General features: G+C 30.3%; 27 protein-coding genes and 2 riboswitches. Of the genes, 21 read left to right on the forward strand and 6 right to left on the reverse strand.

All coding sequences use genetic code 11. The features are described from left to right. The 3 genes from BUB63_RS09365 to BUB63_RS09375 all read left to right on the forward strand — a co-directional run. Positions 1–147, forward strand: a 147-nt coding sequence (locus tag BUB63_RS09365) for a transposase (protein ID WP_200790214.1), incomplete at its 5' end; no start/stop codon positions are given. Between the two features lie 120 nt (positions 148–267). Then, positions 268–1,215, forward strand: coding sequence for a GerAB/ArcD/ProY family transporter (locus BUB63_RS09370; protein WP_278298877.1), 948 nt, complete (start codon positions 268–270; stop codon positions 1,213–1,215). Beyond that, a complete protein-coding gene (locus BUB63_RS09375; RefSeq protein WP_073249332.1) occupies positions 1,205–2,299 on the forward strand; it encodes a Ger(x)C family spore germination protein in 1,095 nt (364 codons plus the stop codon). The genes BUB63_RS09370 and BUB63_RS09375 overlap by 11 nt, the downstream gene beginning before the upstream one ends. Positions 2,300–2,596: 297 nt before the next feature. On the opposite strand, the gene BUB63_RS09380 is transcribed toward BUB63_RS09375, so the two are convergent. Then, on the reverse strand, positions 2,597–2,851 hold the full coding sequence (locus BUB63_RS09380; RefSeq protein ID WP_027308371.1) for a hypothetical protein: 255 nt from the start codon (positions 2,849–2,851) through the stop codon (positions 2,597–2,599). Positions 2,852–3,055: 204 nt separating this feature from the next. On the opposite strand from BUB63_RS09380, the gene BUB63_RS09385 reads away from it, so the two are divergent. Continuing rightward, positions 3,056–3,808 carry a patatin-like phospholipase family protein gene (locus BUB63_RS09385; RefSeq protein ID WP_073249334.1) on the forward strand — a complete coding sequence of 251 codons (753 nt, stop codon included), beginning with the start codon at positions 3,056–3,058 and terminating at the stop codon, positions 3,806–3,808. Here BUB63_RS09385 and BUB63_RS09390 read toward each other — a convergent pair. Together BUB63_RS09390 and sigI are read right to left on the reverse strand one after the other, a co-directional pair. Further along, positions 3,800–4,678 carry an anti-sigma-I factor RsgI family protein gene (locus tag BUB63_RS09390; protein WP_073249336.1) on the reverse strand — a complete coding sequence of 293 codons (879 nt, stop codon included), beginning with the start codon at positions 4,676–4,678 and terminating at the stop codon, positions 3,800–3,802. The two genes, BUB63_RS09385 and BUB63_RS09390, sit on opposite strands and share 9 nt — an antisense overlap. Continuing rightward, on the reverse strand, positions 4,671–5,330 hold the full coding sequence (gene sigI, locus BUB63_RS09395; RefSeq protein WP_073249337.1) for an RNA polymerase sigma-I factor: 660 nt from the start codon (positions 5,328–5,330) through the stop codon (positions 4,671–4,673). The genes BUB63_RS09390 and sigI overlap by 8 nt, the downstream gene beginning before the upstream one ends. Positions 5,331–5,466: 136 nt before the next feature. On the opposite strand from sigI, the gene BUB63_RS13245 reads away from it, so the two are divergent. The 4 genes from BUB63_RS13245 (at position 5,467) to BUB63_RS09415 (ending at position 9,315) form a co-directional block, all read left to right on the forward strand. Next, the gene (locus BUB63_RS13245; RefSeq protein WP_084106709.1) at positions 5,467–6,519 is read left to right on the forward strand and encodes a DUF5667 domain-containing protein; all 1,053 of its coding nucleotides are present in this window, start codon (positions 5,467–5,469) and stop codon (positions 6,517–6,519) included. Between the two features lie 161 nt (positions 6,520–6,680). After that, positions 6,681–6,777, forward strand: a riboswitch (SAM riboswitch). Between the two features lie 79 nt (positions 6,778–6,856). Then, positions 6,857–6,953, forward strand: a riboswitch (SAM riboswitch). Between the two features lie 110 nt (positions 6,954–7,063). Beyond that, the gene (locus BUB63_RS09405; protein ID WP_073249339.1) at positions 7,064–7,840 is read left to right on the forward strand and encodes a methionine ABC transporter ATP-binding protein; all 777 of its coding nucleotides are present in this window, start codon (positions 7,064–7,066) and stop codon (positions 7,838–7,840) included. A 12-nt stretch (positions 7,841–7,852) separates the two neighbouring features. Next, positions 7,853–8,503 (forward strand): methionine ABC transporter permease, encoded by a 651-nt coding sequence (locus BUB63_RS09410; RefSeq protein WP_027308366.1) that lies wholly within the window; start codon positions 7,853–7,855, stop codon positions 8,501–8,503. Between the two features lie 5 nt (positions 8,504–8,508). Continuing rightward, entirely contained in the window at positions 8,509–9,315 is an 807-nt protein-coding gene (locus tag BUB63_RS09415) for a MetQ/NlpA family ABC transporter substrate-binding protein (protein WP_027308365.1), read from the forward strand. A 38-nt stretch (positions 9,316–9,353) separates the two neighbouring features. Here the strand turns inward: BUB63_RS09415 and BUB63_RS09420 are convergent, their stop codons facing one another. Both BUB63_RS09420 and BUB63_RS09425 read right to left on the reverse strand, forming a co-directional pair. Continuing rightward, a complete protein-coding gene (locus tag BUB63_RS09420; protein WP_073249341.1) occupies positions 9,354–11,081 on the reverse strand; it encodes an O-antigen ligase family protein in 1,728 nt (575 codons plus the stop codon). Between the two features lie 373 nt (positions 11,082–11,454). After that, positions 11,455–13,182, reverse strand: a complete 1,728-nt coding sequence (locus BUB63_RS09425) for a DUF4153 domain-containing protein (RefSeq protein WP_073249343.1) — start codon at positions 13,180–13,182, stop codon at positions 11,455–11,457. Positions 13,183–13,707: 525 nt separating this feature from the next. Between BUB63_RS09425 and BUB63_RS09430 the strand changes: the two genes are divergently transcribed. The 13 genes from BUB63_RS09430 (at position 13,708) to BUB63_RS09490 (ending at position 25,582) form a co-directional block, all read left to right on the forward strand. Further along, positions 13,708–14,649 carry a polysaccharide deacetylase family protein gene (locus BUB63_RS09430; RefSeq protein ID WP_073249345.1) on the forward strand — a complete coding sequence of 314 codons (942 nt, stop codon included), beginning with the start codon at positions 13,708–13,710 and terminating at the stop codon, positions 14,647–14,649. 8 nt (positions 14,650–14,657) lie between these two features. Next, positions 14,658–15,350 carry a response regulator transcription factor gene (locus tag BUB63_RS09435; protein WP_073249347.1) on the forward strand — a complete coding sequence of 231 codons (693 nt, stop codon included), beginning with the start codon at positions 14,658–14,660 and terminating at the stop codon, positions 15,348–15,350. After that, complete coding sequence (locus tag BUB63_RS09440) at positions 15,332–16,741, forward strand: HAMP domain-containing sensor histidine kinase (protein ID WP_242947365.1); 1,410 nt, start codon at positions 15,332–15,334, stop codon at positions 16,739–16,741. Before BUB63_RS09435 ends, BUB63_RS09440 begins: the two co-directional genes overlap by 19 nt. Then, entirely contained in the window at positions 16,738–18,138 is a 1,401-nt protein-coding gene (locus tag BUB63_RS09445) for a hypothetical protein (protein WP_073249351.1), read from the forward strand. Before BUB63_RS09440 ends, BUB63_RS09445 begins: the two co-directional genes overlap by 4 nt. 202 nt (positions 18,139–18,340) lie before the next feature. After that, the gene (locus BUB63_RS09450; RefSeq protein WP_073249353.1) at positions 18,341–20,026 is read left to right on the forward strand and encodes a GspE/PulE family protein; all 1,686 of its coding nucleotides are present in this window, start codon (positions 18,341–18,343) and stop codon (positions 20,024–20,026) included. Positions 20,027–20,038: 12 nt separating this feature from the next. Then, positions 20,039–21,250, forward strand: a complete 1,212-nt coding sequence (locus BUB63_RS09455; RefSeq protein WP_027308358.1) for a type II secretion system F family protein — start codon at positions 20,039–20,041, stop codon at positions 21,248–21,250. Positions 21,251–21,269: 19 nt separating this feature from the next. Beyond that, entirely contained in the window at positions 21,270–21,656 is a 387-nt protein-coding gene (locus BUB63_RS09460) for a prepilin-type N-terminal cleavage/methylation domain-containing protein (RefSeq protein ID WP_073249355.1), read from the forward strand. A gap of 57 nt (positions 21,657–21,713) precedes the next feature. Further along, positions 21,714–22,232 carry a pilus assembly FimT family protein gene (locus tag BUB63_RS09465; RefSeq protein WP_073249357.1) on the forward strand — a complete coding sequence of 173 codons (519 nt, stop codon included), beginning with the start codon at positions 21,714–21,716 and terminating at the stop codon, positions 22,230–22,232. Positions 22,233–22,241: 9 nt separating this feature from the next. Continuing rightward, entirely contained in the window at positions 22,242–22,808 is a 567-nt protein-coding gene (locus tag BUB63_RS09470) for a type II secretion system protein (RefSeq protein WP_073249359.1), read from the forward strand. Positions 22,809–22,819: 11 nt separating this feature from the next. Beyond that, positions 22,820–23,740: a type IV pilus biogenesis protein PilM gene (gene pilM, locus BUB63_RS09475; protein ID WP_073249361.1), complete on the forward strand. Its 921-nt coding sequence runs from the start codon at positions 22,820–22,822 to the stop codon at positions 23,738–23,740. A 15-nt stretch (positions 23,741–23,755) separates the two neighbouring features. Next, positions 23,756–24,307, forward strand: a complete 552-nt coding sequence (locus tag BUB63_RS09480) for a PilN domain-containing protein (RefSeq protein ID WP_027308355.1) — start codon at positions 23,756–23,758, stop codon at positions 24,305–24,307. Positions 24,308–24,312: 5 nt separating this feature from the next. Then, complete coding sequence (locus tag BUB63_RS09485) at positions 24,313–25,398, forward strand: hypothetical protein (RefSeq protein WP_143290270.1); 1,086 nt, start codon at positions 24,313–24,315, stop codon at positions 25,396–25,398. Positions 25,399–25,402: 4 nt separating this feature from the next. Then, entirely contained in the window at positions 25,403–25,582 is a 180-nt protein-coding gene (locus tag BUB63_RS09490; RefSeq protein ID WP_073249365.1) for a PulJ/GspJ family protein, read from the forward strand. 207 nt (positions 25,583–25,789) lie between these two features. Here the strand turns inward: BUB63_RS09490 and BUB63_RS09495 are convergent. Further along, positions 25,790–25,942, reverse strand: a 153-nt coding sequence (locus BUB63_RS09495) for a transposase (protein WP_200790216.1), incomplete at its 5' end; no start/stop codon positions are given.

The following is a 25,942-nucleotide window of genomic DNA, read 5'->3' on the forward strand; positions in this document are numbered from 1 at the left end:
CAAATAGATACAATAAGGCTTAAACTAATGAAAATAGCCTCAAGAATAGTAAGAAGTAGTCGCTACATAATATTTAAGCTTTGCAGTAGCTACGCATATAAAAATGATTTTTATGAGATTGTAGCAAATATTCACAAGTTAGAATGAAATTCTTTTATTATTGTTCTTTGATAAGTTCAAAAAGTAAAATTTTATACTATAGGTGAAATCTATTCTTCTTTAATGTAAATATCTGTAATTTATGAAAATTTTATTCATATAACAATTATACTAAGATTTCTTATAAATATTTTTCAGTTTAATTTTTGGTTGGTGAATAATTCAGGCTTAAATTTTGTAGAATATACTCAGGCAAGTGAAGAACTATTTGGAAAATTTTTAACCAAAATATTTACGCTTTTATTTTCAATAAACTTTTTATTTCTTGAAGGGGCAGTAATATCAGGGCTTGCAAATGAGCTTACATTTTCAACAGTTAAATTTTTATCTCCTTATGTTTTAATATTTTTGACTACACTTTTAATCTACTATAATTCTGTAGATGGACTTAAAATAATTGCAAGATTGAGTGAGCTGGTATTTTATTTAACCATTTTTATATTTCTAATTCCTATATATTTTATAAATAAGGGTGATGTTACAAATATACTTCCTTTAGTTAATAATTATAGTTCGTTAATAACTGCAGTCCCTACTACATTTTTTGCATATTCAGGTGTAGAATTATCTATTGTTATTATTCCACTAATAACTAATAAAATGGGAGCAAAGGGTGCAGGAATTGCAGCTTGTATATTTACAACTGTACTATATACATTTATAACATTTGTAACCATACTTTATATGGGTTGGAGGCTCACATCACAGCTTCAATATCCTTTTTTATATCTTGTTGCAACAACCGAAATTGCAGTTATTTCAAATTTTGAACCACTCTTTATATTTATATGGGGAAATAAAATATTTCAAACGGCTGCCTGTATGCACTTTGGAGCAACATACTTTTTTTCAGAAGCGACAAAAATACCCTATAAAAAATCCTGTTTTATATCCTCTTTAATTGTTGCTTTAGTTGCATTATTGATGGTACCAGAGTATAAAAGAAGTAGTTTAACAGATAAAGTAATGCCTTACTTAGTATTATATATATTTATTTGGCTTATAGCTGCATATATTTTGAGTCTATATAAGAAGGTGAAGAGAAATGAAAAGTAGTAGATTGTTTTTATTATTGATATTTAGTTTGCTTTTTACGGGCTGTTATAATAGAGTATCAGTTGAAAAACTCTTTGTTATAGTAGGAATAGGATTTGATGTTGGTAAAGATAATAAGGAGATAGAAAATGTTGCAGAGTATTTAGTCTTTAGAGGACAAAGGGAAATTGATAGAGGAGTTAGCTTAGAGATAGGGAAAACTATAAATGAGGCAAATAGCAATAGGCAACTAAACTTAAAGAAGAATTATTTATTAGGTACAATTAGGGCCTATGTTATTGGTGAAGAGAGGGCAAAGCTTGGAATTAAAGATATAATAGATACTTGTGTTAGAGATCAAGAGAGAAATTTAAATACAATAATGGTAGTTTCAAAGGGAAGTAGTAAGAATATATTTGAACAGGTACCAAAGGAAGAAAGTACAATGGCAGACGAAGTTAAGGAACTTATTGAGGCATCATATAGTGCAAATTTTTTCACAAATAACGCTGGAGTTAAAGATGTTGTTAATATGTATTATCAAGAGGGAAGAAATATAGTAATGCCTGCTATAGAGAAAAAGGATTCAACTATAAAGATAGCTGGATTAGCAGTCTTTGATAGGGATAAACTTAAAAAGCTAATCCCTATAGAAGAGGCCATTTATGTAAATATGCTAAGAAATAATGATGTTAAGGGAAACATAGCATTAGTAATGGATGGCTATGAAAAGGCAGTAGATGTTGAATGTATTACAAAAAGGAAGGTATATGTTGATAGGGAAGATGGAAAATTGAAATATATAATTAAATTAAATGTTCAAGGAGAAATCAAACTAAATACATACAATTTTGAAGAAGAAAATGATGAACAAAAAATCATAGATGATGTTAAAACACAATTAGTAAATAATCTAAACGAAAATTTAAATAAAATAGTTGAAAGGGCAAAAAATGACTATGAAATAGACGTTTTCGATATCCAAAGATATGCAGTAGCAAAATATGGTCGTGAAAATGAAGAGAGAATAAGGGAGTCCTTTAAGGATAGTGAAATTGAGGTTGTGGTGGATGCAAAGATTAGATCAACAGGAAGATACAAGTAAAAAGCGGCATAATTAGAACTTAGTTTAAAAATAAACATACAGAATAGTTTGATTTTTAAAAGCCCCATGAAGGGATTTTGTTTGGCATTTTCATGAGCTTTAGCAAATCTTAGCTTTTCGACTTTGAAAAGTCCGTAATTCGGCACAGGACGTGCCGAGCCGAGCGGCCATCAGGACGATGGCATCGCGAGGGTAGGACTTTTTCAAACAAAGAAAAGCTTAGATTTGATTAGCGAAATGAACGAATGCCATAAAATCCTTCATGGGGTCAATCAATAATTTATAGGTTCTTTAATGTTATTTAAGGAAAGCACCTAAAACCTTTCTACAGTCAGTGATTACCTCACATATACAGTGGATGTCTACAAACTTAACTGGGCAACCACATCCTGCGATTTCACAAGCTAATATATTATCACAAACGGTTAAAACTCTTACACATTCAGCTCTTCCACTCTTTAATACGATTATACAAGTCTGTCCCCTTAACATCTCAAGTATATTTTTAATAGAGCAGCAAGGATTGTAATTGAAATCACAGCAGTTGTTCATACTGTTCACCACCTTTCTTTTAGCTATGTTCTATAAATAATTTTTTACTTTACTACTTTTTCCTAATACATATTATTCGTACATTGTGTTTTTGACACAAATTTCGACATTTTTTTGTGAACAAATAGTTAAAAAATTATACTAACCATTACAAATATTATTAAAATTGATATAATAAAATTAAAATGGTGGGGGTGATATAAAATGAGATATGGTTTATGTTTAACAGGTGGAGGGGCAAAGGGTGCCTATGAAGCTGGGATATTAAAGTTTTTTAAAGAGAATGGTATAGCATTTTCTGTAATAACAGGAACCTCAATAGGTGCGGTTAATGGGTATTTTATGTTAAGAAATTCCTATGACGATATGTATAATTTTTGGTTGAATATGCAGCTAAATAAATATTTTGATTCGCTAAATATGGTTGTTGAAAACAGGCTGGTTATAGAAGAGCTAAGAAGACTTGATGGTATAGATAGAAATATAGACTCATTTTATGTAAATTATGTTGAAGTAAAAGGTTGTAATATAAATGAAGTTATTGTGGATATCAAAAATATGCCCAAAGAAGAAGCCCTCTTAGCTGTAAAGGCAAGTTCTCTTTTACCATACAACTACAATGGTGATCCTAATAGTGTTAGTGCAAAGATTCTTTTTGAGCAGTTTAAAAGTGACCTTCAGGAGGGCAAATATGATGGGTATAAACTTGATGGGGGAATACTTAATAACTGCCTAATTCAGCCATTTATTACAGATAGAGTAGATAAGATTTATATAATAGCACTATCAAATGATTTCCAAGTTCCAGAATATATTTATGAGTACTATAAGAAGGATGATATAGTTGTTTTAGAGCCTAATTTTGAAGTAAGACCAGAGGATACTGTAAACTTTACAAATGAGTTCTGTACAAGGTTATTTAATTTAGGTTATCAATATGCAAAGGGGCTAATTTAGCCCCTTTTGTCTTTTTACTTTTTCTTTAAAAGTATTAATCTTTTCCTCTAATTTTGGTGGAGGGTTTTCTTTTTTATCCTCAATTTTTTCTTGTAGATTTTCTTTAGATTTTGGAACACTTTCATCCTTTTGATTTATTTTATTCTTTATATTTTCCTTAATTCTATTTTTAATTTCTTCCCTTACTTTATTTTCCTTATTATTCTCCTTTAAATCCTCTTTATTATCAATTTTATTCTTCTCATCCTTTGGATTTTGATTTTCTATCTGCTTATCCTTTTCCTTCAATTTTTCTTTAATTAACTCACGTTTATTTGCCCTATCTTGAATTTTTTGCAGTTTAGCATATACCTTTTCAAAATTTAACTTTTGATTTTTCATTTCAGATGTAAACTTGTTTAATTTAACATCACCTTTATCTATCTCTATATTAATCTTTTTAGTTTTGTTGTTGTAGTATTCATCGGTTATATACTTTTTTTCCTTTGCCTTTTTAACAATTAATATAAGTCCATCATTAATGTTTTTGTTTTTTAATTTAACAGAGCTAAGGACATTTTCAGCATCCTTGTTAAGAGGGACAACCTTTATAATCCTATTAAATCTATTTACATCTATCCTAAATTGAGGATTTATGGTAACAGTCATAGATGCATAAACTTGATTATATATTGTTACAAAGGAACCAAGGAATATACATAAAAGTAAAGAAGCAGCTATTAAAAATGGCCTAAAATTTGTGTATTTATATGTGTATTCTTGGCCTATTTGGAGACTTTCATTCGACTTAAATTTTAAAAACTCTCCGGTTTGTGTAAATAGAACAGCTTCTCTGCCATTGACTTCAACTATTATTCCCTTTTTAACCATTTTTATCACCTACCTTTATATTGAGGTATGATTTAATATACATTAAGTCGCTATCTGATAAAATTAATATAAGTGCTATTAAATACCTTCTCCATTTCTCAATGAATTTTTCGCTTTTTGAAGTTAATAAACAAATCTGCTTTATGGGTAGTTGCTTTGTTTTATTTAACCTTTCAAGTATTTGTTGTTCTCTTGACACCAAAAAGGCAACATTTATAAGTTCTTCTCTTGTATCCTTATGTTTTGGCGAACTTATAACTAAGTCAGAAAAGCTTATACCATATTCCTTAAGTTTATGGTTAAATAAGGCTATTTCCTGTGCCCTTATTTTGTTCTCCTCTTCTATTTCATACTTTTCGATTGAACTTTTTAGTTCAAAGGTAATAAGTTCTTCATCTCCAAGATAAATGTTTACGTTTTTAGTACTTTTTCTAAAATAATCTATGAGTGAATTTTTTATTATCATCCTTGAGTAGGAGAAGAAATTGCCCTTTTTTTTATCATATGTTTCAATTGCTTTATTAAATGCAATTAGTGCATTACTTAGTTCATCATCATTTTGCCAAGAGAGTCTTCTTTTACATATACTTGATGCAATTTTATATACAAAGTCTCTATTTTCCTCGATAAATTTCTCTCTGTCATCTATCATCTTCTTCCCCCTTTCATATGTTAATACGAAAAATTAATTGATTTTTATAGGGTAAAAAAATTTTTTATTTGCCCCCCTAAAAAAATAAAAAAGGACGTATTAATAGTTGAAAACAAAATTAGGGAGGGATATAAAAATGAAAAAGTATTTAGCATTATCAACAGCACTATTACTTATGTTTAATGTTACAATAGCAAAGGCAGATGTTCAAGGGACAGATGCTGGAATAACGCCAGATAGTATCCTTTATCCAGTAGATAAACTTATTGATGAAGTAAAAATTTCACTCACATTTGATGAGGAAAAAAAGGCAGAGGTTACAGCAGACGTTGCAGAGGAGAGGCTTGCAGAGGCACAGGTTATGGCAGAGGAGGGTAAAGAGGAACTTGTAAAGCCTGCTGTAGAGGAATTTCAGCAAAAGATGGAAAGTACACAGGAAATAGTAGAAAAGATAGTATCTGAAGAACAAAAGGATGATGTAGTAAGTGATTCGGTTGTAAATAAAGTAAATGAATTAAAAAACAGAATAGAAATAAGATATAAGAATTCAATAGAGGTTTTAACAAAAATACAAGAAAAGGTATCAGAAAATGCAAAACCAACAATTCAAAATGTAATTGAACTACAAACACAAAAGAAGGAGACAGTGTTAAGTTTAATAAATAAAAAGCAGGAAATGTTTAATGTAAGAAAGCAGGTTGTAGAAGCAAGAAAGGCATTAGAAAAGGCAAAGGAAACAAACAATGAAGAGGAAATCAAAAAGGCAGAAGAGGCATTAAAGGAGGCACAAACATCACTTGAGGCTAAAAAGCAGGAAATGAAACAGATAAGAGAACAGGCAAGGGAAGTTGTAAAGACAAGAAATGAGTTAAGAAAAGAAACAAGGAAAGTTCTAAAGGAAGAGGTAAAGAATGGAACAATAACAAAGGATGAGGCAAAACAGGTGGAAAAAGAGTTAAATAGAAACTTCATAAATAAAAGGGATGTAAGGGAAGTAAGGCAAGAAATTAAAAAGGAAATTAGAGAAGTTAAAAAAGAAGAGATTAAGGAAAAAATAAAGGAAAAAAGAGAAGAGATTAAGGAAAAAATAAAAGAGAGAAAAGAAAAAAAAGAAGGTAATAAGACTGAAGAAAATGTAAATGTAGAACAAGATAATGCTACTAATAATGATGCGGGTAAAGAAAATTAATAAAGAAAGGGTGCCAAGGCAATATAGCTTTAGGCACCTAAATTTTATTTTTCCTATATAGCAGGAAGTTATAAAAATAAAAAATCTATAAAAATTGAAAAAATAGTATTGACAACACTTGCAATTGTTTATATAATCTTAATCAAGAATTAAATAAGAAGCTCTTATCGAGAGAGGTGGAGGGACTGGCCCGATGAAGCCCGGCAACCTGCGAATAGCAAGGTGCCAAATCCTGCAGCGAAAGCTGGGAGATGAGAGAGGAGTGCCTCTTTCATCGAAGAGGTTTTTTTATTGTATTTCAAGGTAAAAAATATATATTATACAAAATAATAACACGCTCTTATCGAGAGAGGTGGAGGGACTGGCCCGATGAAGCCCGGCAACCTGCGAATAGCAAGGTGCCAAATCCTGCAGCGAAAGCTGGGAGATGAGAGAGGAGTGCCTCTTTCATCAAAGAGGTTTTTTTATTAATCTATAAGGGAAATAATTTAATTTATTCAATAAAATAACAAAATTTTGAGAAAATTTTAAAAGGGGTGTTAATGTGATTGAAATTAAGGATTTAAAAAAGAGTTATTTAATTAATGGCAATAAAACCGAGGCACTTAAGGGAATCAATTTAAAAATTGAAAAGGGACAGGTGTTTGGAATAATAGGGAAAAGTGGTGCAGGAAAATCTACTCTATTGAGATGTTTAAACTTGCTTGAAACACCAGATGAGGGTGAAATTATAGTAGAAGGAAGAGATATAACTAAGTTTAATAAAAGGGAACTTAGGGAGTATAGAAAAAATGTTAGTATGATATTCCAGCATTTTAATCTGCTTTCAAATTCAAATGTATATAAGAATGTTGCCTTTCCACTTGAGATAGCAGGACATAAAAGGGATTATATAGATAAAAGGGTTAGAGAACTTTTAAAGATAGTTGGGATAGAGGATAAGGAAAAGGAATATCCATCAAATCTATCAGGAGGCCAAAAGCAGAGAGTTGCAATAGCAAGGGCACTTGCCAATAACCCTAAAATACTTCTATGTGATGAGGCAACATCAGCCCTTGACCCACTTACAACAAAACAAATTTTAGATCTATTGTTAGAGCTAAATAAAACCTTAGGATTAACAATAGTTTTAATTACCCACGAGATGGATGTAGTAGATAGAATTTGTAGTAATGTTGCAGTTATGGAAAAGGGAGAGATAGTTGAAGAGGGAATAAAGGACGAGGTGTTTAAAAGTCCTAAATCTAAAACTTTAAGACAATTTCTTCAGAGCCAAAAGGGTGAGGTTATATACTTGGACTTTAAAGAAAGAGCAATATAAGGAGGTTAGAGTATGAGTGAAATATTAAAATTAGTTTTGCCTTCATTTTTAGATACACTGTATATGGTTGTTTTTTCAACTTTGTTTTCCATATTATTAGGTGCTCCACTTGGTATATTTTTAGTTTTGTCAGACAAAGAAGGTTTACTTAAAATGCCAAAGCTTAATTCTATAATAGGTTCAATAATTAATATAACAAGGTCAATACCGTTTATTATATTGATTATTCTTCTTTTTCCCCTATCAAGAGTCATTGTTGGTACAACGATAGGAAAAGAAGCTGCAGTAGTTCCACTATCCATTGCAGCTGCCCCCTTCGTTGCAAGGGTAGTGGAATCTGCTCTAAAAGATGTTAATAAAGGTGTAATTGAGGCAGCAGTTTCCCTGGGGGCTTCAACACCTCAAATAGTTTTTAAGGTTTTAATAAAGGAGGCACTTCCAGGTTTAATATTAGGTATTACATTAACAATTGTAAATATAATAGGATATTCTGCAATGGCAGGTGTTATAGGAGGAGGTGGAATAGGAGATTTAGCAGTAAGATATGGGTATCAAAGGTTTAGAACAGATATACTTATAGTTACTGTTATAATTTTGATACTGCTGGTTGAAATAACTCAAAGAACAGGAAATTATTTTGCAAAAAAAATTGACAGGAGGTAATGAATATGAAATTAAGAAAATTTACAGCAACAATACTATGTGTATCACTACTATTGACAGGAGTTACAGGTTGTTCAAAAAAGGAAGCCTCAAATACGAAGAAAATTGTAGTTGGAGCAACTCCAGTTCCACACGCAGAGATATTAAATTACATAAAACCAAAGCTTAAGGAAAAGGGAATTGAACTTGAAGTTAAGGAATTTACAGATTATGTTACACCTAATACTGCATTAAATGATAAACAAATAGATGCAAACTTCTTCCAACACGTTCCATATCTTGATGAGTTTAATAAAGAAAAGGGACTAAATCTTGTTTCAGTTGCAAAGGTACACGTTGAGCCAATGGGGGCCTATTCAGAAAAAATAAAAAGCAAGGATGAGATTAAGGATGGAGCAGTAGTTGCAATACCAAATGATGCAACAAATGAAGGAAGAGCACTTCTGCTTTTACAAAAACAAGGATTAATTAAGCTAAAGGATAATAGTTTAACTCAAACTCCAAAGGATATAGTTGAAAATCCAAAGAATCTTCAGTTTAAGGAATTAGAGGCAGCACAACTTCCAAGGGTTTTAAAGGATGTTGATTTTGCAGTAATAAACACAAACTACGCACTTGAAGCAAAATTAAATCCTGTAAAGGACAGCCTATTTATTGAAGATAAGGATTCACCATATGCAAATGTTTTAGTTACAAGACAAGATAACAAGGACAATGAATTAATTAAGGAACTTATCAATGTACTTCAATCAGAGGATGTTAAAAAGTTTTTAGAAGAAAAATACCAAGGGGCTGTTGTTCCAGCCTTCTAATTTAAAGGTGTAGCAAAGCTACACCTCTTTTCTTAAACTTAATTGTTTAGTATTTTAAAATTTAAACCACCTAAAGCCCAAAATAAAGGAGCCACATAAACAACGCTATCATTGAAAACTCCAGCAACTAAATATGCAATTAGAGCAAAAAATATAGAGATAGATATTGTACTTAAAGAAGAATCTTTTAGAGTGTTAATTGCTTTAAAACTAAAAATTAAATAGCAAAGGATAAATATTAAAAATGCCAAAGTTCCTATAACACCAATATTAATTGCATTTTGCAAGTACATATTGTGGGGCTTGTCTACTAATATACTTGGGGTACCTAAGAACAAGAATTTACCTATATAATCGTATTGAGGAAAATACAATGCATAGGTGTCTGGGCCATACCCTAAAAACAGAGTATTTTTTATTAAAGGAATAGACCTTGACCAAATATAGACTCTTCCAGAGCCAAGCTTTTCTTTGCCCTTTACATCTATTTTGTCTACAGGATTAATATTATTGATTTTTCCACTAAAGCTTAATATTTTAAATCCTTCTTTGGTTTTAATTAGATTTAAATTATCATATCCATTGTTTAAAATTAACACAGGCATATTATTGTAATTATTAATAAAATATTTTAATTGAGAATAGGTTGGGTTTTCAAATAAAAATTCATTTTTATTTGAATCAAACTTAAAGGATACTCTTTTGTTATTTTCATCAGTGGCAAAAATTTTTTCATTATCAAATACAAAATTTAATGTGGCTTTATCAAAATTTAAGCAAACTGCATTATTATAAATTTTTACATCCCTTAAATTGTTATTTGTTGAATTAGTTATAGTCTTATTTATATCAACAAAAAGACTCTCTATTTTATTTCCAATATAGCTGCTTGATAAAGTGTTTATAAAAACGTAAACAAGTAAATATATGATTAAAATAGGTGCAACAAATTTAAAATTCTTTAAAATTTCTTTGTATTTATACACTGCAAAAAATATGACTGCAACCATAACTCCTAAAATTCCAGCCCTTGAATGACAGGCTATAAGGCTAAAAAACATAATAACTGAAAGTATACCATATATTATTCTTTTCTTTTCGTTATTTAGTACATACAAAATAAATGTAACTATAAATGATATTGCCATAAAGCTTCCTACGTAATTGGAGTTATATAATGTTGCATAAACATACCTTGGACCTGGATTGAATTTTATATACACCTTTCCTAAATATTGCAACTGGAATATATGAAGTTTGCCTACAATGTATGACTTTATAAAATCTAAATTAAAAAATTGAAGCATAGATATAACTCCTATTAAAAATGAGGAAATTAAAAAGGAATTTAATATTATCTGCGTATCTTTAATTTTAGGTACAAGAGCAAAAACAAAAAATATAATTATGTATGAAAAAAGAACCATTGCTCCTTCATATCTGTCAGGGAATCCCCATAGAGAAATGTCTTTGTACTTAGAAAATATTGTTGACATTATTATGAAAAACAAATATACAAATAATGGAATATATAATTTAGAACTTTTAATACTAATTTCATCTTTTCTTAATCTATAGAGTAGAGAAATTAAGGAAAACAAAACCAATATCAACAATACTTTGCTTTTATAATATGAAAAATAATCAAAGTTCACTCCTGCAATCCAAAAGTTTTTGAGATGATCTGGAAGTATTAAAATTTTTTCACAAACTATTAATGGCACAAAAAAAATAAGACACAATGGTAGCAAATATAATTTTTTCAACATAACCCCTCCTTTATTTGTAAATTATAACAAAAAATTAGTTATAAGTCTATTAATCTAAAAAAATTACTATGTTTTTGAGGTTGTTGAAAAAGTTATATATTGATTAGCCCCATGAAGGATTTCTTGGGCATTCGTTCATTTCGCTAATCAATTCTAAGCTTTTCTTTGTTTGAAAAAGTCCTACCCTCGCGATGCCATCGTCCTGATGGCCGCTCGGCTCGGCACGTCCTGTGCCGAATTACGGACTTTTCCAAAGTCGAAAAGCTAAGAATTGCTAAAGCTCATGAAATATGCCATTTTGAAATCCTTTCATGGGGCTTTTCAATACTTTAGCTAACAAATGGGTTTATCGAGAATCAGAAATATATTTCTACTTTTTAAAACTATACATAATTAAAAAATCACATCCATCAACTCTAATATCCTCATTATCATCAACTCTTCCAGATACATTGTTTAATATTATTTTAACCTTTAAAGTCTCGTTTTCGTCAACTAATGACAATTCTTCAATTTTAAGTTCTATATCTGGTCTAAATGTTCCATATTTTTTATATGCACTTTGTATAATATCTTTAATATTTTTTCTATAAACTTCTTTGTTGTCTTTAAATATGGCTATTTCTGAATTGGAATTATAATACTTGAAACTAAATTCCTTTGAATTTTGTACTTCCTGGCTATAGGAATTAAGCTGTATAAAATATTCGTATCCTTTTATATCTATTAGGCTGTTTGGAGCTATTCTATAATAGAAGTACTGTTCTTTTGGGAAATAAGGTGCTTCATAGTTAAAGCCAAAAACTTCGTTCATTTTAGATGAATTAAAATCCTTAGGTACATATTTTAGTTTATCTATACCCTGCCTTGTTTCAAAATAGGAAATTATACTGTTTATTTTTCTTTGGTCATCCTTATTTGTGTTTGGATTTTTTTGTATTTTACCATCCTTGAGCATATTGTTTTTAATCAATAGATTCTCAAAACGCTTGTTTTGACTATACCTTGATATACTAAAGCTTGACAGTGGAGTGAATAGAGAAATAAATATAGTCAATGCAAGGGTTGAAGGAATTAGTGTATTTTTAGGCTGTTTTGTTATGTTCCAATAGATGAATACAAATAAAATCCAAATTCCTGCAACTATGACATAATATCTTGGTTCAGTTACACCATAGGCATTTATTCTTATTCCCATAGAGAAAAACATCATTATTATTAAAGGTATTATAATTTTAGTTATTATTTTTGTAAAATAGTAGGCAATCTTTACATCTTCTTTAATTGGATGAATAAAGAATACTACTAAAATAGTTATAAAGGAATACCAAAGTACAAGGTGGGAAACAAGTCCCTTTGGCCAGTTTTGTGTGATAATAATCTTAAAAAAGTAGATGTATAAAATGATTGTGTAGGCACTTAATAGAGGGATTACAATATAGTTTAAAAGAATATTAAAGGCTCTTGGAAAATCAAACTTTGTAAAAGTATTCTCCTTTTTTGGTACCAATGATAAAAAGTAGTTTACTGCAAATATAAAAAGGCACACAAACCAAGTTTCTATATACGTTTCAGATTCAACTTTAATTCCAAGCAAACTGTCAATTGTAAATAATATAGCACTTAAACCAAAGAAAAGAACTGCTGTGTATATTGCAGTAATGAAAAATCCAGTAAAAATCTTAATAGAATACATTTCGAAGTTTTCCCTATTTAAGAAGTATGGAATGAATAGAAACACTAAATAAAAAATTAAATTAGTACCAATAAATCTTGAGGTACTTATATAGTCTATTTTATTAAGAAAAATAAAGTAATATCCGATAATTAAAATAATAGAGGTTAAATAGTATATAAGTAGTTGTTTCAAGTCCCTTCCTGTTTTTTCCCACATAAGCTTAAAACTTAAAGTAATTGGTATTGATAATGCGAAAATCATAGTGAGTCTCTGCAGAGTTAAAGATGGATCCCTTTTTTGTTCAATCATAATTATTATTGTAATGCAGGTTGCAAAGGCTGATAGAACTGTTAATGGAAAACGCCTTATACTGCTTTCAAGTGCCTTTGTAAGCCTTGTTGTCAAATTTGAAATCCTCATAAAAATTCTCCCTTCATTGCTTATTATTAATATTATACTACATTAATTTATAAAAAAATTAAAAAATGGTATAAATTTTTAGAATTTATTCAGGCTGTTGAAAAATTTATATATTGATTAGCCCCATGAAGGATTTTAAGGCATTCGTTCATTTCGCTAATCAAATCTAAGCTTTTCTTTGTTTGAAAAAGTCCTACCCTCGCGATGCCATCGTCCTGATGGCCGCTCGGCTCGGCACGTCCTGTGCCGAATTACGGACTTTTTCAAATCCGAAAAGCAAGATTTGCTAAAGCTCATGAAAGAGCCAAATAAAATCCTTTCATGGGGCTTTTTCATATTTTTGACAAAAATGGGTTTAACAATAATCTGTATAGATTTTCAGAATTTATTTTTTATCAAATTTTAATTTTTAAAACATATTTAGCATATAAAATTATGTTATATAGAAAGTTTTTCTAAAGGAGTTTGTTTATTTATGTAGAAATATAAAATTATAAGCGATTTGACAGTATGGAGGAAAGATAAATGAAAAAAAGTATGCTAATAACTTTAATTACAATTTATGTGTTGGCATTGGGGATTGGATTATCTATTGGTAAGCTATATGCAAGAAATAGATTCAACAATGCAATGGCAGAACAAATTAATGATGTAAATAAAAGGGACAATAAAATGCAGGAAATTCCTAATAAAAATGTTGATTTAATTGATAAAAACAAACAAGAAAATGATTCTATTAAAAAAGAAAATGAAATACCCAAAAGTGAGGAAAAGGATAAATTGATACAACAAAAGGAACAAACTAAAGCTGTAGATAGTCAAAAAACAACAGAAGCAGAATTAATAAATAAGAAAAGAACAATAGGATTTTATAAAAGCAAAGGTAAAAAGGTGGCATATCTAACCTTTGATGATGGTCCAAGCAAGGATGTAACTCCAAAGGTTTTAGATATTTTAAAGGAAAATGATATAAAGGCAACCTTCTTTGTTTTAGGAAGTATGGCTAAAGCAAATCCAGAACTATTAAAAAAAATATATGAAGATGGACACGCTATAGCAAATCACTCCTATTCACATTCCTATAAAAAAATATATTCTTCTGAAGAAGCTATGATAAAGGAGATAAAGGATACAGAATCGATAATCAAATCTATATTAGGAGATGAATATGACAATAGATTTTTTAGATTTCCTGGTGGGAGTGGTGGAAGACCTATAGAAATAAAAGAGGCTATTGTTAAAAACGGATATACATATATCGACTGGAACTGCCTAACCGGTGATGCAGAGGGTAAAATGATGTCGGCTGAAGGACAGTATGAGAGATTTTTACAAACATCAAAAAACAAAAATTCCCTTGTAATACTAATGCACGACGGGAGAGGAAAGCACACTACTCCAGATGTGTTAAAAAAAGTTATAGAACATCTTAAAAATAGGGGATATCAATTTGAAGTTATAAAGTAGGTGATGTTATGGAAGGGATAAAGGTGTTAATTGTAGAGGATGAGGCAAGTATAAGAAAGTTTGTAAGGATTAATCTTGAAAGGAGTAAATTTATTGTATTTGAAGCAGAAAGTGGAGAACAGGCCCTCGAGCTATTTTCTTTAGTAAAACCTGATGTGGTAGTTCTTGATGTAATGCTACCTAAGATAGATGGTTTTGAAGTTTTAAGAAGAATTAGAGAAGTAGATAATAACGTAATTGTAATTATGCTAACTGCAAAATCACAGGATATGGATAAAATAATGGGGCTTGAAATTGGTGCAGATGACTATATGGTAAAGCCCTTCAACCCATTAGAGTTAATTGCAAGGATAAATACAATCTTTAGAAGGATAAATAAGGACGATAATAAAAAACAGGAAATAAAAAGCCATAATATAAGAGTAGATTTAGAATCGATGAAGGTATTTAAGGATGATAAAGAAATAAATTTAACTCCGAAGGAGCTTGAGATTTTATTATTCTTTATAAAAAATGAAGGAAGAGTTTTAAGTAGAAATGATATTTTAGATTATGTTTGGGGCAAAAATTACTTTGGTGAAGTAAAAACCGTAGATGTTCACGTAAGAAGGCTAAGGGAAAAAATAGAGGATGATTCTTCAAATCCTAAATATATTGAGACGGTTTGGGGATATGGCTATAGATGGCGAAGGGAGAAGTAGGTATGAGTAGTATAAGACGTAGACTACTATGTAACTTCGTCATTATTGTAGTTTTAACTGTGGCAACCTTAAATACCATAATATTTTTTTCTTTTAGGAATATATATTATTCAAACATTGCCAATCTACTTATAGGACAAATAAAGATTTCCTCTGATATTTACACTAAATATTTTTCAAAAAATAGCCTATATGAAAATGTATTGAATGGTGTAGATGTTTTTTTAAATAGAAGTGATATTGAGGTACAGGTATTCGATAATACAGGAAGGATAATATTTGACTCTATAGGAGTAATTGAGGAAAATGAATTTTTGGATATAAAGGAGGCTCTTTCAGGGAACATAGGAAGATGGATAGGTAATGTAAGTTACGATGACGAAAAGGTTATGGCAGTATCACATCCTCTATATAGTGGTGGAGAAATAATTGGTGGTATTAGATTTATAACCACATTAAGGGAAGTAAATAAGGATTTAAGAAGTATATTTATGATTTTAACTTTACTGGGATTGATTGTAACTTTAATCTTTGCATTTGTAAGTATTCTTTTTTCAAATCAAATAGTTGTTCCTATAGTAAACATAACAGAGGTTGCAAAGAGGATGGCAGAGGGAGACTATAACAAAAGGTGCAGGGATGCAAAATTTGATGAAATAAAAAATCTATCAACAACCCTAAATTATATGGCGGATGAAATAATAAAGAGGGAAAAACTTAAGGATGAATTCATATCCTCTGTCTCCCACGAACTTAGAACTCCTCTAACTTCTATAAAGGGATGGGCAATTACCCTAAAGGACTTAGAGGGGGATAAAGAACTTTTAAAGGATGGACTTGATATTATAGAAAAGGAATGTGATAGGCTCACGTCTATGGTTGAGGAGCTTTTAGATTTTTCAAAGCTCTCTTCTGGGAAAATTGAATTTAAATTTAAGAGTGTAGATATAAATACATTTTTGGATGGTATAAGAAAACAGATTGAACCAAGAGCCTATAGGGAAAATAAGATTTTTAGTATATTAAAGGAGAATAAAAGTATAATCATAGAGGCTGATGAAAATAGATTAAAGCAGGTATTTATAAATTTATTAGATAATGCCTTTAATTTCACAAACGCAGGGGATAGTATAGTTATAAAAGTAAAGGAAAATGATGAGGATATAGTTATTGTGGTTGAGGATACAGGGCTTGGTATATCAAAGGAGGACTTACCTCACGTTTTTGAAAAGTTCTATAAAGGAAGGGGAAGTAGGTCAAAAAATGGTATAGGGCTCTCGATATGTAAGGATATAGTAGAGAAAATGAAGGGCAGTATTAAAATTGAGAGTGAAGAAAATAAGGGTACAAGAGTTTATGTTACTTTCCCTAAAGGTGGAGTGATTAGATGAAAAGAAATATATTTGTATTTATAGCGTTTTTTTTAATTTTAGCAAACTTAACAGGATGTAGTAATTTTTCAAGTTCCCAAAAGGTAAGGGCACCTAAAAATAAAACCATTCCAATAAAAGGTGCATATAAAGTAGAATATGCAGATGATTACAAAGATGATGGGCTTGTAGGGAGAAGTTTTGTTTTTAAAGAGGATGAATTTTGGGATGGTGTAGATAGGTTTATAGGTATTAATTATAAGATAAAAATAGTTGATATGTCGGAGTATTTATTAAATGGATATAAAATAAAAAACATAGATAAAGGTAAAGAGGTTCAAGTAGTATCTGTAATTAGCAATGGAAACTTCCTTTATGATTTTATTAAAATTAACGAAGAGTTAATAATGCTTGTGTATAATAAAAAGGTGTATAGATTAAAGAAAACAAACGATGAGTATGATATGTCCTCCTGGAGAAGGAATATAAATATTTTTAGTTTCAAAAAGAATTCATCCAATAAGGATGCAGCAATTTTTATTGGCCTTAGAAGTAAAAATGAAGGTAAATACTCTTATAAAACCTATTATATAGGAGTTTCAAATGGTGAGATTAAAGAGATGTATTTAGCTGACAACATATTCCTTCCAAGAAAAAATGGCTTTTGGAAAATAGATATTGAAGATTCACAAATTAAAGTAAATAACATTTCAAAGGGACAGGAGAAGGTAGTTAATAGAAAAGAGGCTGCTTTTTCTTTAAAAAGTACCTCAAAATTTAATTCATATATTGACTTTGTTGGCAATGACTATATTGCTATTGAAGAGGGAGATGGAATAATAGGTAGACTAAAGATTGTTCCTGTAGATAATCCTATGCAGCAGACGGGAATAAGTATAACTGATTTGCTGGGAGAAAGTTTTAGAAAAAGGTTTGATGAACAGAGGGATAGTATATTGAAGGAATTAAAAGGTGAGGAAGTAAACAAGGATTTAAAATACGAAAATATTGGAGTTTTAAGAAGAAATGGTTTTTATTCATTGAAGGGCAGAATAAACTATAAATCGGGTGATTTTTTCTCCTATCTGGACTTTGATACAGGATTTTTCCCCCCAAGTAATATGGTAATGTATGATACCCTTTGTATTCCTATGAAGGATATAAAGGATAAAATTCCTCAAGCAATAGATGCCTATACTTCACCCAATAAGGATATAGCAGTTATTGTTCTTCCAAAATCCATTGAGTTTTATAGAATAAAAAATCAAAAACTCTCTGAAAAGATTGGAGAGATTAAAATTGCAAAAGAAGATAAAATAATAATGCTTGAGTGGGCAGTAGGAAACTATTCTGAGGTTTGGAGGGACAATTTTATAAAAAACAATTCTGTAGAGGTTATAAATATAAACAAAAATTAAGTTTTTGGCATCCTTTGATGTGTACAAATTTGTTTAAAAGTGGTATAATATACAAGAGTTTTATAGTAAATAAATGTAATATAAAAGTAAAAAAACAAAAAAACTAAAGAAATAAAATTCTAATATTGACATATATTTTTAAATACAATAATTAATTATTTTAAAATTTATATTAAAAAGCATTATATAAAGGGGTATCCATATGCAACAAAGAAAGAGATTAGGAGAATTTTTAATTGATGCAGGACTTTTAACACCGGAGCAGCTTCAAAAGGCTTTAAATATACAAAAGAATACAAATAAAAAGCTTGGTGAAGTACTTGTTGAAAATGGATTTGTAACAGAGGACCAAATAATAGAAGTATTAGAGTACCAGCTTGGGATACCGCACGTTAAGCTTGATAGATACCCAATTGACCAGGAATGTGTAAAACTTGTTTCTGAAACCTTAGCAAAGAGGCATACACTTTTGCCTATTAAATTTGAAAGGGACAAGCTTATAGTTGCAATGGCAGACCCTCTAAATATATTTGCCCTTGAGGATGTCCAAATTTATACAGGCAAAGACGTACAGCCAGTTCTTGCAAAGGAAGAGGAGATAAAAAGGTTTATAAACAAATACTATGGAAAACAGGAGGCCTTAAAGGCTGCTGAAGAGTTTAAAAGGGAAAACAAAGGTTTAAAATTTGAAAAAACAAAAAATCCAAGAGCTGTAGATGATGATGTTCAAGGACCAATTGTAAAACTTGTAAATTCAATTTTTGAACAGGCGATAAACCAAAGGGCAAGCGATATACACATAGAACCCTTTGAAGAAGAGGTTAAGATAAAGTTTAGAATAGATGGAATACTATACGAAATAATGAAGGTTGAGTATGAACTGCACGCACCACTTGTTGCAAGAATCAAAGTTATAGGGAATATGGATATTGCTGAAAAAAGAGTTCCACAGGATGGTAGGACAACTTTCGAAATTTATGATAGGGAATATGATATGAGAATATCCTCACTTCCAACCGTTTTTGGGGAGAAGATTGTTATTAGAATAGCAGATAAGAGGGAGTTTTTAAAGGATAAGAAGAATTTAGGTTTTTTAGATCACGATTTAGAACTCTATGAAAAGCTAATTTCTTCACCCCACGGAATCATATTGGTATCAGGACCAACAGGAAGCGGTAAATCTACAACATTATACACAGCACTAAGAGAACTAAACACTGGAGATAGAAACATAATCACCGTTGAGGATCCTGTTGAAAGTACTATTTATGGTGTAAACCAAGTGGAGGTGAATCCAAAGGCAGGGTTAACCTTTGCAGCAGCTCTAAGGTCAATATTAAGACAGGACCCAGACATAATAATGATAGGTGAGATTAGAGATAAAGAAACGGCAGAAATTGCAGTAAGGGCGGCAATAACAGGGCACTTGGTTCTATCTACAATCCATACAAATGATGCACCAAGTTCTGTTACAAGACTTATTGATATGGGAATTGAGAGTTTTATGATAAGTTCATCTTTAATAGGTGTTATAGCCCAAAGATTAGTAAGAAGAATATGTCCCCACTGCAAAGAGGAGTATATAGCAAGTCTTGATGAAATAAAGGCCCTCGGTCTCGATGAAGATAAAGAATATAAATTATATAGAGGAAGAGGATGTCTATACTGTGGACAAAAGGGATATATAGGAAGAACAGGTATATATGAAATACTAGCAATAGATAAGGAACTAAGAACAGCAATTACAAAGGGCTTAAGTAGTGATGAACTTAAAGATATGGCAATTAATAAAGGAATGGTTACACTAAAAAATAGCTGTATAGAGAAGGTTTTAAATGGTGAAACAACGGTTGAAGAATATTTAAGAGTAACATATTCTATGGATTGATGAGGGGTGTTTATGGCAAATTACGTATACGAAGCTATAGATGTGAATGGAAAGAAGATTAAAGGAAAGATTGTAGCAGAGGACAGGCAGGACGCACAAAGACAGCTAAAGGATAAGAACCTTTATATTGTGGATATAAATGAAGATAATGTACTAAATAAAGAAATAAATATAAAATTTCTAAACAAGGTAAAGGCAAAGGATTTAGCCGTATTTTGTAAGCAGGTTGCAACACTACTGCAGGCAGGACTGAACATATTAACCTGTCTTAATGTAATTAAAAATCAAATTACAAATAAAAAACTTAAAAATGCGGTAATAAGTCTTTCGGAGGACGTAGAAAAGGGAACAGCCATATCAGCATCGATGAGAAGATTTCCAGATGTTTTTCCAGAGATTTTAATAAATATGATAGAGGCTGGGGAAGTTGGGGGGTCTCTTGACAACTCCTTTGAGAAGATGGCAGTTCAGTTTGAAAAGGAAATGAAGCTGAAGCAGAAGATCACAAACGCACTTATGTATCCAGCTATAGTTATATTTGTTGCACTTGCCGTTTTAAATCTGCTTTTAATTTTTGTTATACCAACCTTTGTTGGGATGTTTAATGACTTAGGAGTTGAATTGCCGCCAACTACAAGGTTTATATTAAACGCAAGTACCTTTATGAAGAATAATTGGTTAATTTTAATAGCACTAATTGTGCTGTTAATAATTTTAATAAATTATTATAAAAAGACTCCTTCAGGTAGCATATATTTTTCAAGCTTAAGGCTTAAGATGCCTATAATTGGTAAAATATCTCTTTTTTCCTCAATAGCAAGGTTTACAAGGACACTATCAACCCTTGTAAGTTCAGGTGTTCCACTTGTTACTGCTATTGAGACTACAAAGAATCTTCTAAGCAATGCATATATTGAAGAAAAGTTTGAAGGAGTCGTTGAACAGGTTAGGGGGGGTGAAGGCCTAAGTAGACCAATTGAAGCTCTTAATATTTTTCCAGAGCTTGTGCCAGTTATGATTAAAACAGGTGAAGAGAGCGGTACCCTTGAGGAAATGCTCTCAAAACTTGCAGACCTCTATGAAAATGAGGTCGAAAATATGGTTACAAGGCTTACAGCAGTATTTGAGCCTATAATGATAGTCTTCTTGGCCTTAATTGTAGGCTTTATGCTGGCATCAATTATTCTACCTATGTTTAAACTCTACGGAAATATGAACCTATAAAAGATGGGGAGGTTTAATTATGAACAAGAGAAATAAGAAAAAAGGTTTCACACTTATTGAAATGATTGTTGTAGTTGCTATTATTGCTATTTTGGTTGGAATTGGTGTTCCACAAATAACAAAGACAATAGGAAATTCAAAGAAACAAGCAGATATTGCAAACGCAAAAACAATAGCTAGTATGCTTCAACAAAAAATTGCTGAGGGTAATTTAAAAGAAGCGACTACTCCTGCACCTGTTAAAGATGTACTAGATGTAGATGTTCCACAAGTAAAGTTTAAACAAGGTTGTGAATTTTATTACACATTTAGCGGTCAGGATGAACTAATAATATATATAAATGATGATAAAGACTACGATAAAGTGTATCCTTTAGATTCTTCTAATAATAACACATATAAGTAATATAAAAAATTTCCTGGGGCCTTGTGCCCCCCTATCCTAACTTTATAGGTGATATTTATGAGAAAAAAGGGTTTTACATTAATTGAAATGACAATTGTAGTTGCAATACTTGGAATACTCCTTTCAATTGCATATATGAACTTTACAAAATCCATTATAAATTCAAGGCTTGATTCAGCAGCAAGTGAAATAGCATCTATGCTTAGGGATGTATATGAAAATGGAAACAAATCAATGGATTATAATACTTATTATGTAAAGATAAATAAAAATGAGGGAACCTATAGAATAGAACTTATTAAAAAAGAAGCAAATGAAAAGGTTATAAGAAGTGCTGAATATAAAGATATTAACATTAATTTTTATATAGAGGAGAATGAAAATAACAAGTCAAAGATTGAATTTAGGGATGTAAATTTTATATTTTTTACATCAGAAGGTGGGCTTAAAGTAAAATATAGTTTGAACGAAGATGGGCAAGAGATAAATCTAATTCAGATTAGCAATAAATCCGAAAATAATTCCAAAAGGGTTTATATAGATAAAATACCAGCAGGAAATATAAGAGTTGAGTAGGGGTTTTATATGAGAAAAAAAGGTTTTACTCTAATTGAGCTTTTAGTAGTTTCAGCCATACTTTTGATTCTTCTTGAGGCAGGATATAGTTTTTTTATAAACAATTACAGAGTGCTTCAGGAGGAAAAGAAGAAGGCATATATAGAGTCACAGGTTAAAAGCTTTATGGATTATGTTATGCAGTCACTGCAGATGGCATATCAGGAGGACATAGCTGTAAAAAAACACGACATCCATACAGATAAGGATGAACTTGTTATATACCTTCCAAAGGAAAATAGTGAAATAAATTTAGCACAGGATAAAAGCAATGCATATAAGATAGAGATATACAGCTTGGAGGATGAAATATACATTACGAAAACAAATGGTGTATCTTTAAATAAAATAATATTAGATGGTAATATTGAGGATTTTAGAATTGAAACCCAAACTGAGAAAATTAATATCCAAAAGCCTGATGGTACCTTTGAGGAGGAGGATGTTTTAAAATATATAGAGATTAAATTTACTGTTGACTATAAAATTCGAGATATAAAAAGAGATTATTCAATTAAGTACAATATTAGAAGATGAGGGGTAGTAGTATGTTAGATAGCTTATTTAACAGTCTATGCATCGAATTAAACAGCAACTATATAAAGGTTGTTGAGGGGAGAAAAGGCAAAAAGGCAAAGATTTTAAAGGCACAGTATATAAAATTAAAAAATTTAAATAGCGGAGTAATAGATGTATTAGATGAAAATGCGATTGTAGAGGCATTAAATAGATTCTTCTTTGAAAACAAGGTATCAAAGAAGAGTGTAAACATAGTTTTATCTGGTCTTACAAACCTTCTTGTTAGAGAGGTTACCATACCATACATTCAGAGCGATAAGATATATACGATGTTAAAATATGAATCATCACAATATTTCCCGGTAAATATAGATAAATATATATTAGACTACAAGGTGCTTGAGGTTTTAAAGGACGGAAAGAACAAAAAACTAAGGCTCCTTGTTTTTGCAGTTCCGAAAAATATAATTGACCAAGTGATGTCAATTGTAAATAAGTTGAATTTAAAGATTAACAGAATTGATATAGAACCAAATGTTTTAACAAGGCTGTCAAAAAGGTTAGAAATTGGAAAAGAGCAAAGTGCAATGCTTTTAAATGTAGAAAGAAACTTTTTAACAGCGGTTATTGTAAAGGATGGAATTGTTCAGTTGACAAAGACTTACCCCCACGACCTGAACATAGATGATGATGGTGAACTAATATCAAATGAGTATAGTGTAAATGAAGTTTACGACAACATAACAAAGCTAATAGAATTTTATAAAATAAGGGAAAGACAAGAACTAAACAATGTGTTTGTAACAGGTGAGCTTTCAAAGAATATTAGACTTGATGAGGTATTACCCAAAAAAGTTGCAGTAAATGTAAATTATATTATTAATCTTGACTTTATAGATACGGATTGCGACAAAAACAAATTTATAATTCCAATTTCAACATTTATATAGTATAAGGGGGATATTATGTTAAACCTACAGTTTAATAAAGGTAAGGATATAAACCTGCTTGAGGCCTACAATAGGCAGTATAAAAATAAGACAGAGGATAATAAAAAAATATATATATTTATTTTGGCTGAATTGTCTATATTTTTGGTAATAACAATTATTTCTTTAGTTAAAATAACCTATTATAAAACACAAAATGCCAAATTAACACAGGCAATAAATAGTCTAATTCCTATTGAAAATCAAGTTAAAGAATATACTAAGGTTAAAATGATGTATGAAAATAAAAAGACAATTTTAGATTTAGTGGCAAAGGATAATGAAACATTTAATACTGTCATAACAAACCTTGAGGAGATTATGCCATCAGAGATGGCAATTGAAAATATGACCTTAAGCAAGGATAAGGTTTCCTTTGTAATAAAATCCTCAAGGGAGGAGAATATAGCACAGTTTGTTTACAATATGCAAAATTCTGATGTATTTAAAAATATAGTTTTCAATGGAATTTCAAATCAAGGAACTGAAAAGAGAACATCAATTACTGCAGAGATTGTGAGGAAGTGATGGGTATGTTTAAGTTAACCGAGAGAGACAAAAAGATGCTTTTAATCCTTTTAATTTTCCTTTTAGGTTTTGGTTTTTATTATGCGTATCAAGCTATGTCCTCTAAAATTAGTAGCTTAAAAGAAGAAAACACAAAGCTTTTATATAGAAAGGCAGAACTTGATAGAGCAGTTGAGGTATACAACAAAAATAAAGATAAAATAGAGGAGACAAAATTAAATTACTACGACATTTCCTTAAAAATGCCTAATAACTTGGATGAAAAGTTTTGTGTTGTTGACTCATTAAACCTTCTTAGAAAGTATGATGCTGTTATTAATGATTTACCTATATCACAAAAACAGCAGTTTCAATACAGTGGCAGCAAGAATATAGATGGAGCATTTTTTCATAGCATAAAAATAACGACACAACTTACCTATGAAAACCTTAAGAGACTTTTCACAGAGACAAAGGACTTTAATACTCTATATTCAGTAGATAGTTTGTCACTTGTTCCTTTAAATAATGGTGATATTGTTTCAGCCTCCTTTGATTTAAAGTTTTTTGGATTTAATGATAAGGATGCACCAATGAGGCAGTGGCAGGATTTTAATTTAGAAACAGGCAAAGATAAGATTTTTTCAAGTAGTCCCTTAAAAACAACAATAGCAGATACTACGTCAAAGGAATATATAGAGCAGAATAAGGATTTTTTAGTAATGCTATCAACACTTAATTCTCCAGAGACTGCTTTGCAAATAATTAAAACAGGCGAAGATTTTAAAATTTATGGTAAGAATAAACAGATTGAAAAAGCATTTATTGAACTAAAGCAAAACGGTGAAAAACTTTTATACAGGATGTCAACCGAAGGGGATTCTCATCCAAAGGATGGAGGGTTTAAGGAATTTAAAAATAATTCAGAGAATATAATAATATACGTTTACTCAACAGAAAGAAAATATCAAGATGATAAAAATGTTGTTCTTTTAAATGTAAAAAACGAAACCAACAAAAAGGTAATGGTTTATGTATTTTATGATGATAAAAATAAACCAAGGCTTAACATAACAGCAACAGGCAACAATATATTTGTTGAAAAGAGATGATGCTATGAAGAGGCGTAAGGGATATACATTAGTTGAACTTTTAGTAGCATTTGCTATTTTTGCAATTTTAATTATTCCGGTTTCAGGTATGATAAATTCAGCAATAAGAGGTAATAAATCTTCAAAAGAAAAATTAGAGTTAGTGAATATATTTAACCTGAATTATTCACCAACCAAAAATTAAACTGAAAAATATTTATAAGAAATCTTAGCCTGAATTATTCACCAACCAAAAATTAAACTGAAAAATATTTATAAGAAATCTTAGTATAATTGTTATATGAATAAAATTTTCATAAATTACAGATATTTACATTAAAGAAGAATAGATTTCACCTATAGTATAAAATTTTACTTTTTGAACTTATCAAAGAACAATAATAAAAGAATTTCATTCTAACTTGTGAATATTTGCTACAATCTCATAAAAATCATTTTTATATGCGTAGCTACTGCAAAGCTTAAATATTATGTAGCGACTACTTCTTACTATTCTTGAGGCTATTTTCATTAGTTTAAGCCTTATTGTATCTATTTGAAGTTT

This window comes from Caloramator proteoclasticus DSM 10124 (assembly GCF_900129265.1).
Lineage (GTDB): Bacteria > Bacillota > Clostridia > Clostridiales > Caloramatoraceae > Thermobrachium > Thermobrachium proteoclasticum.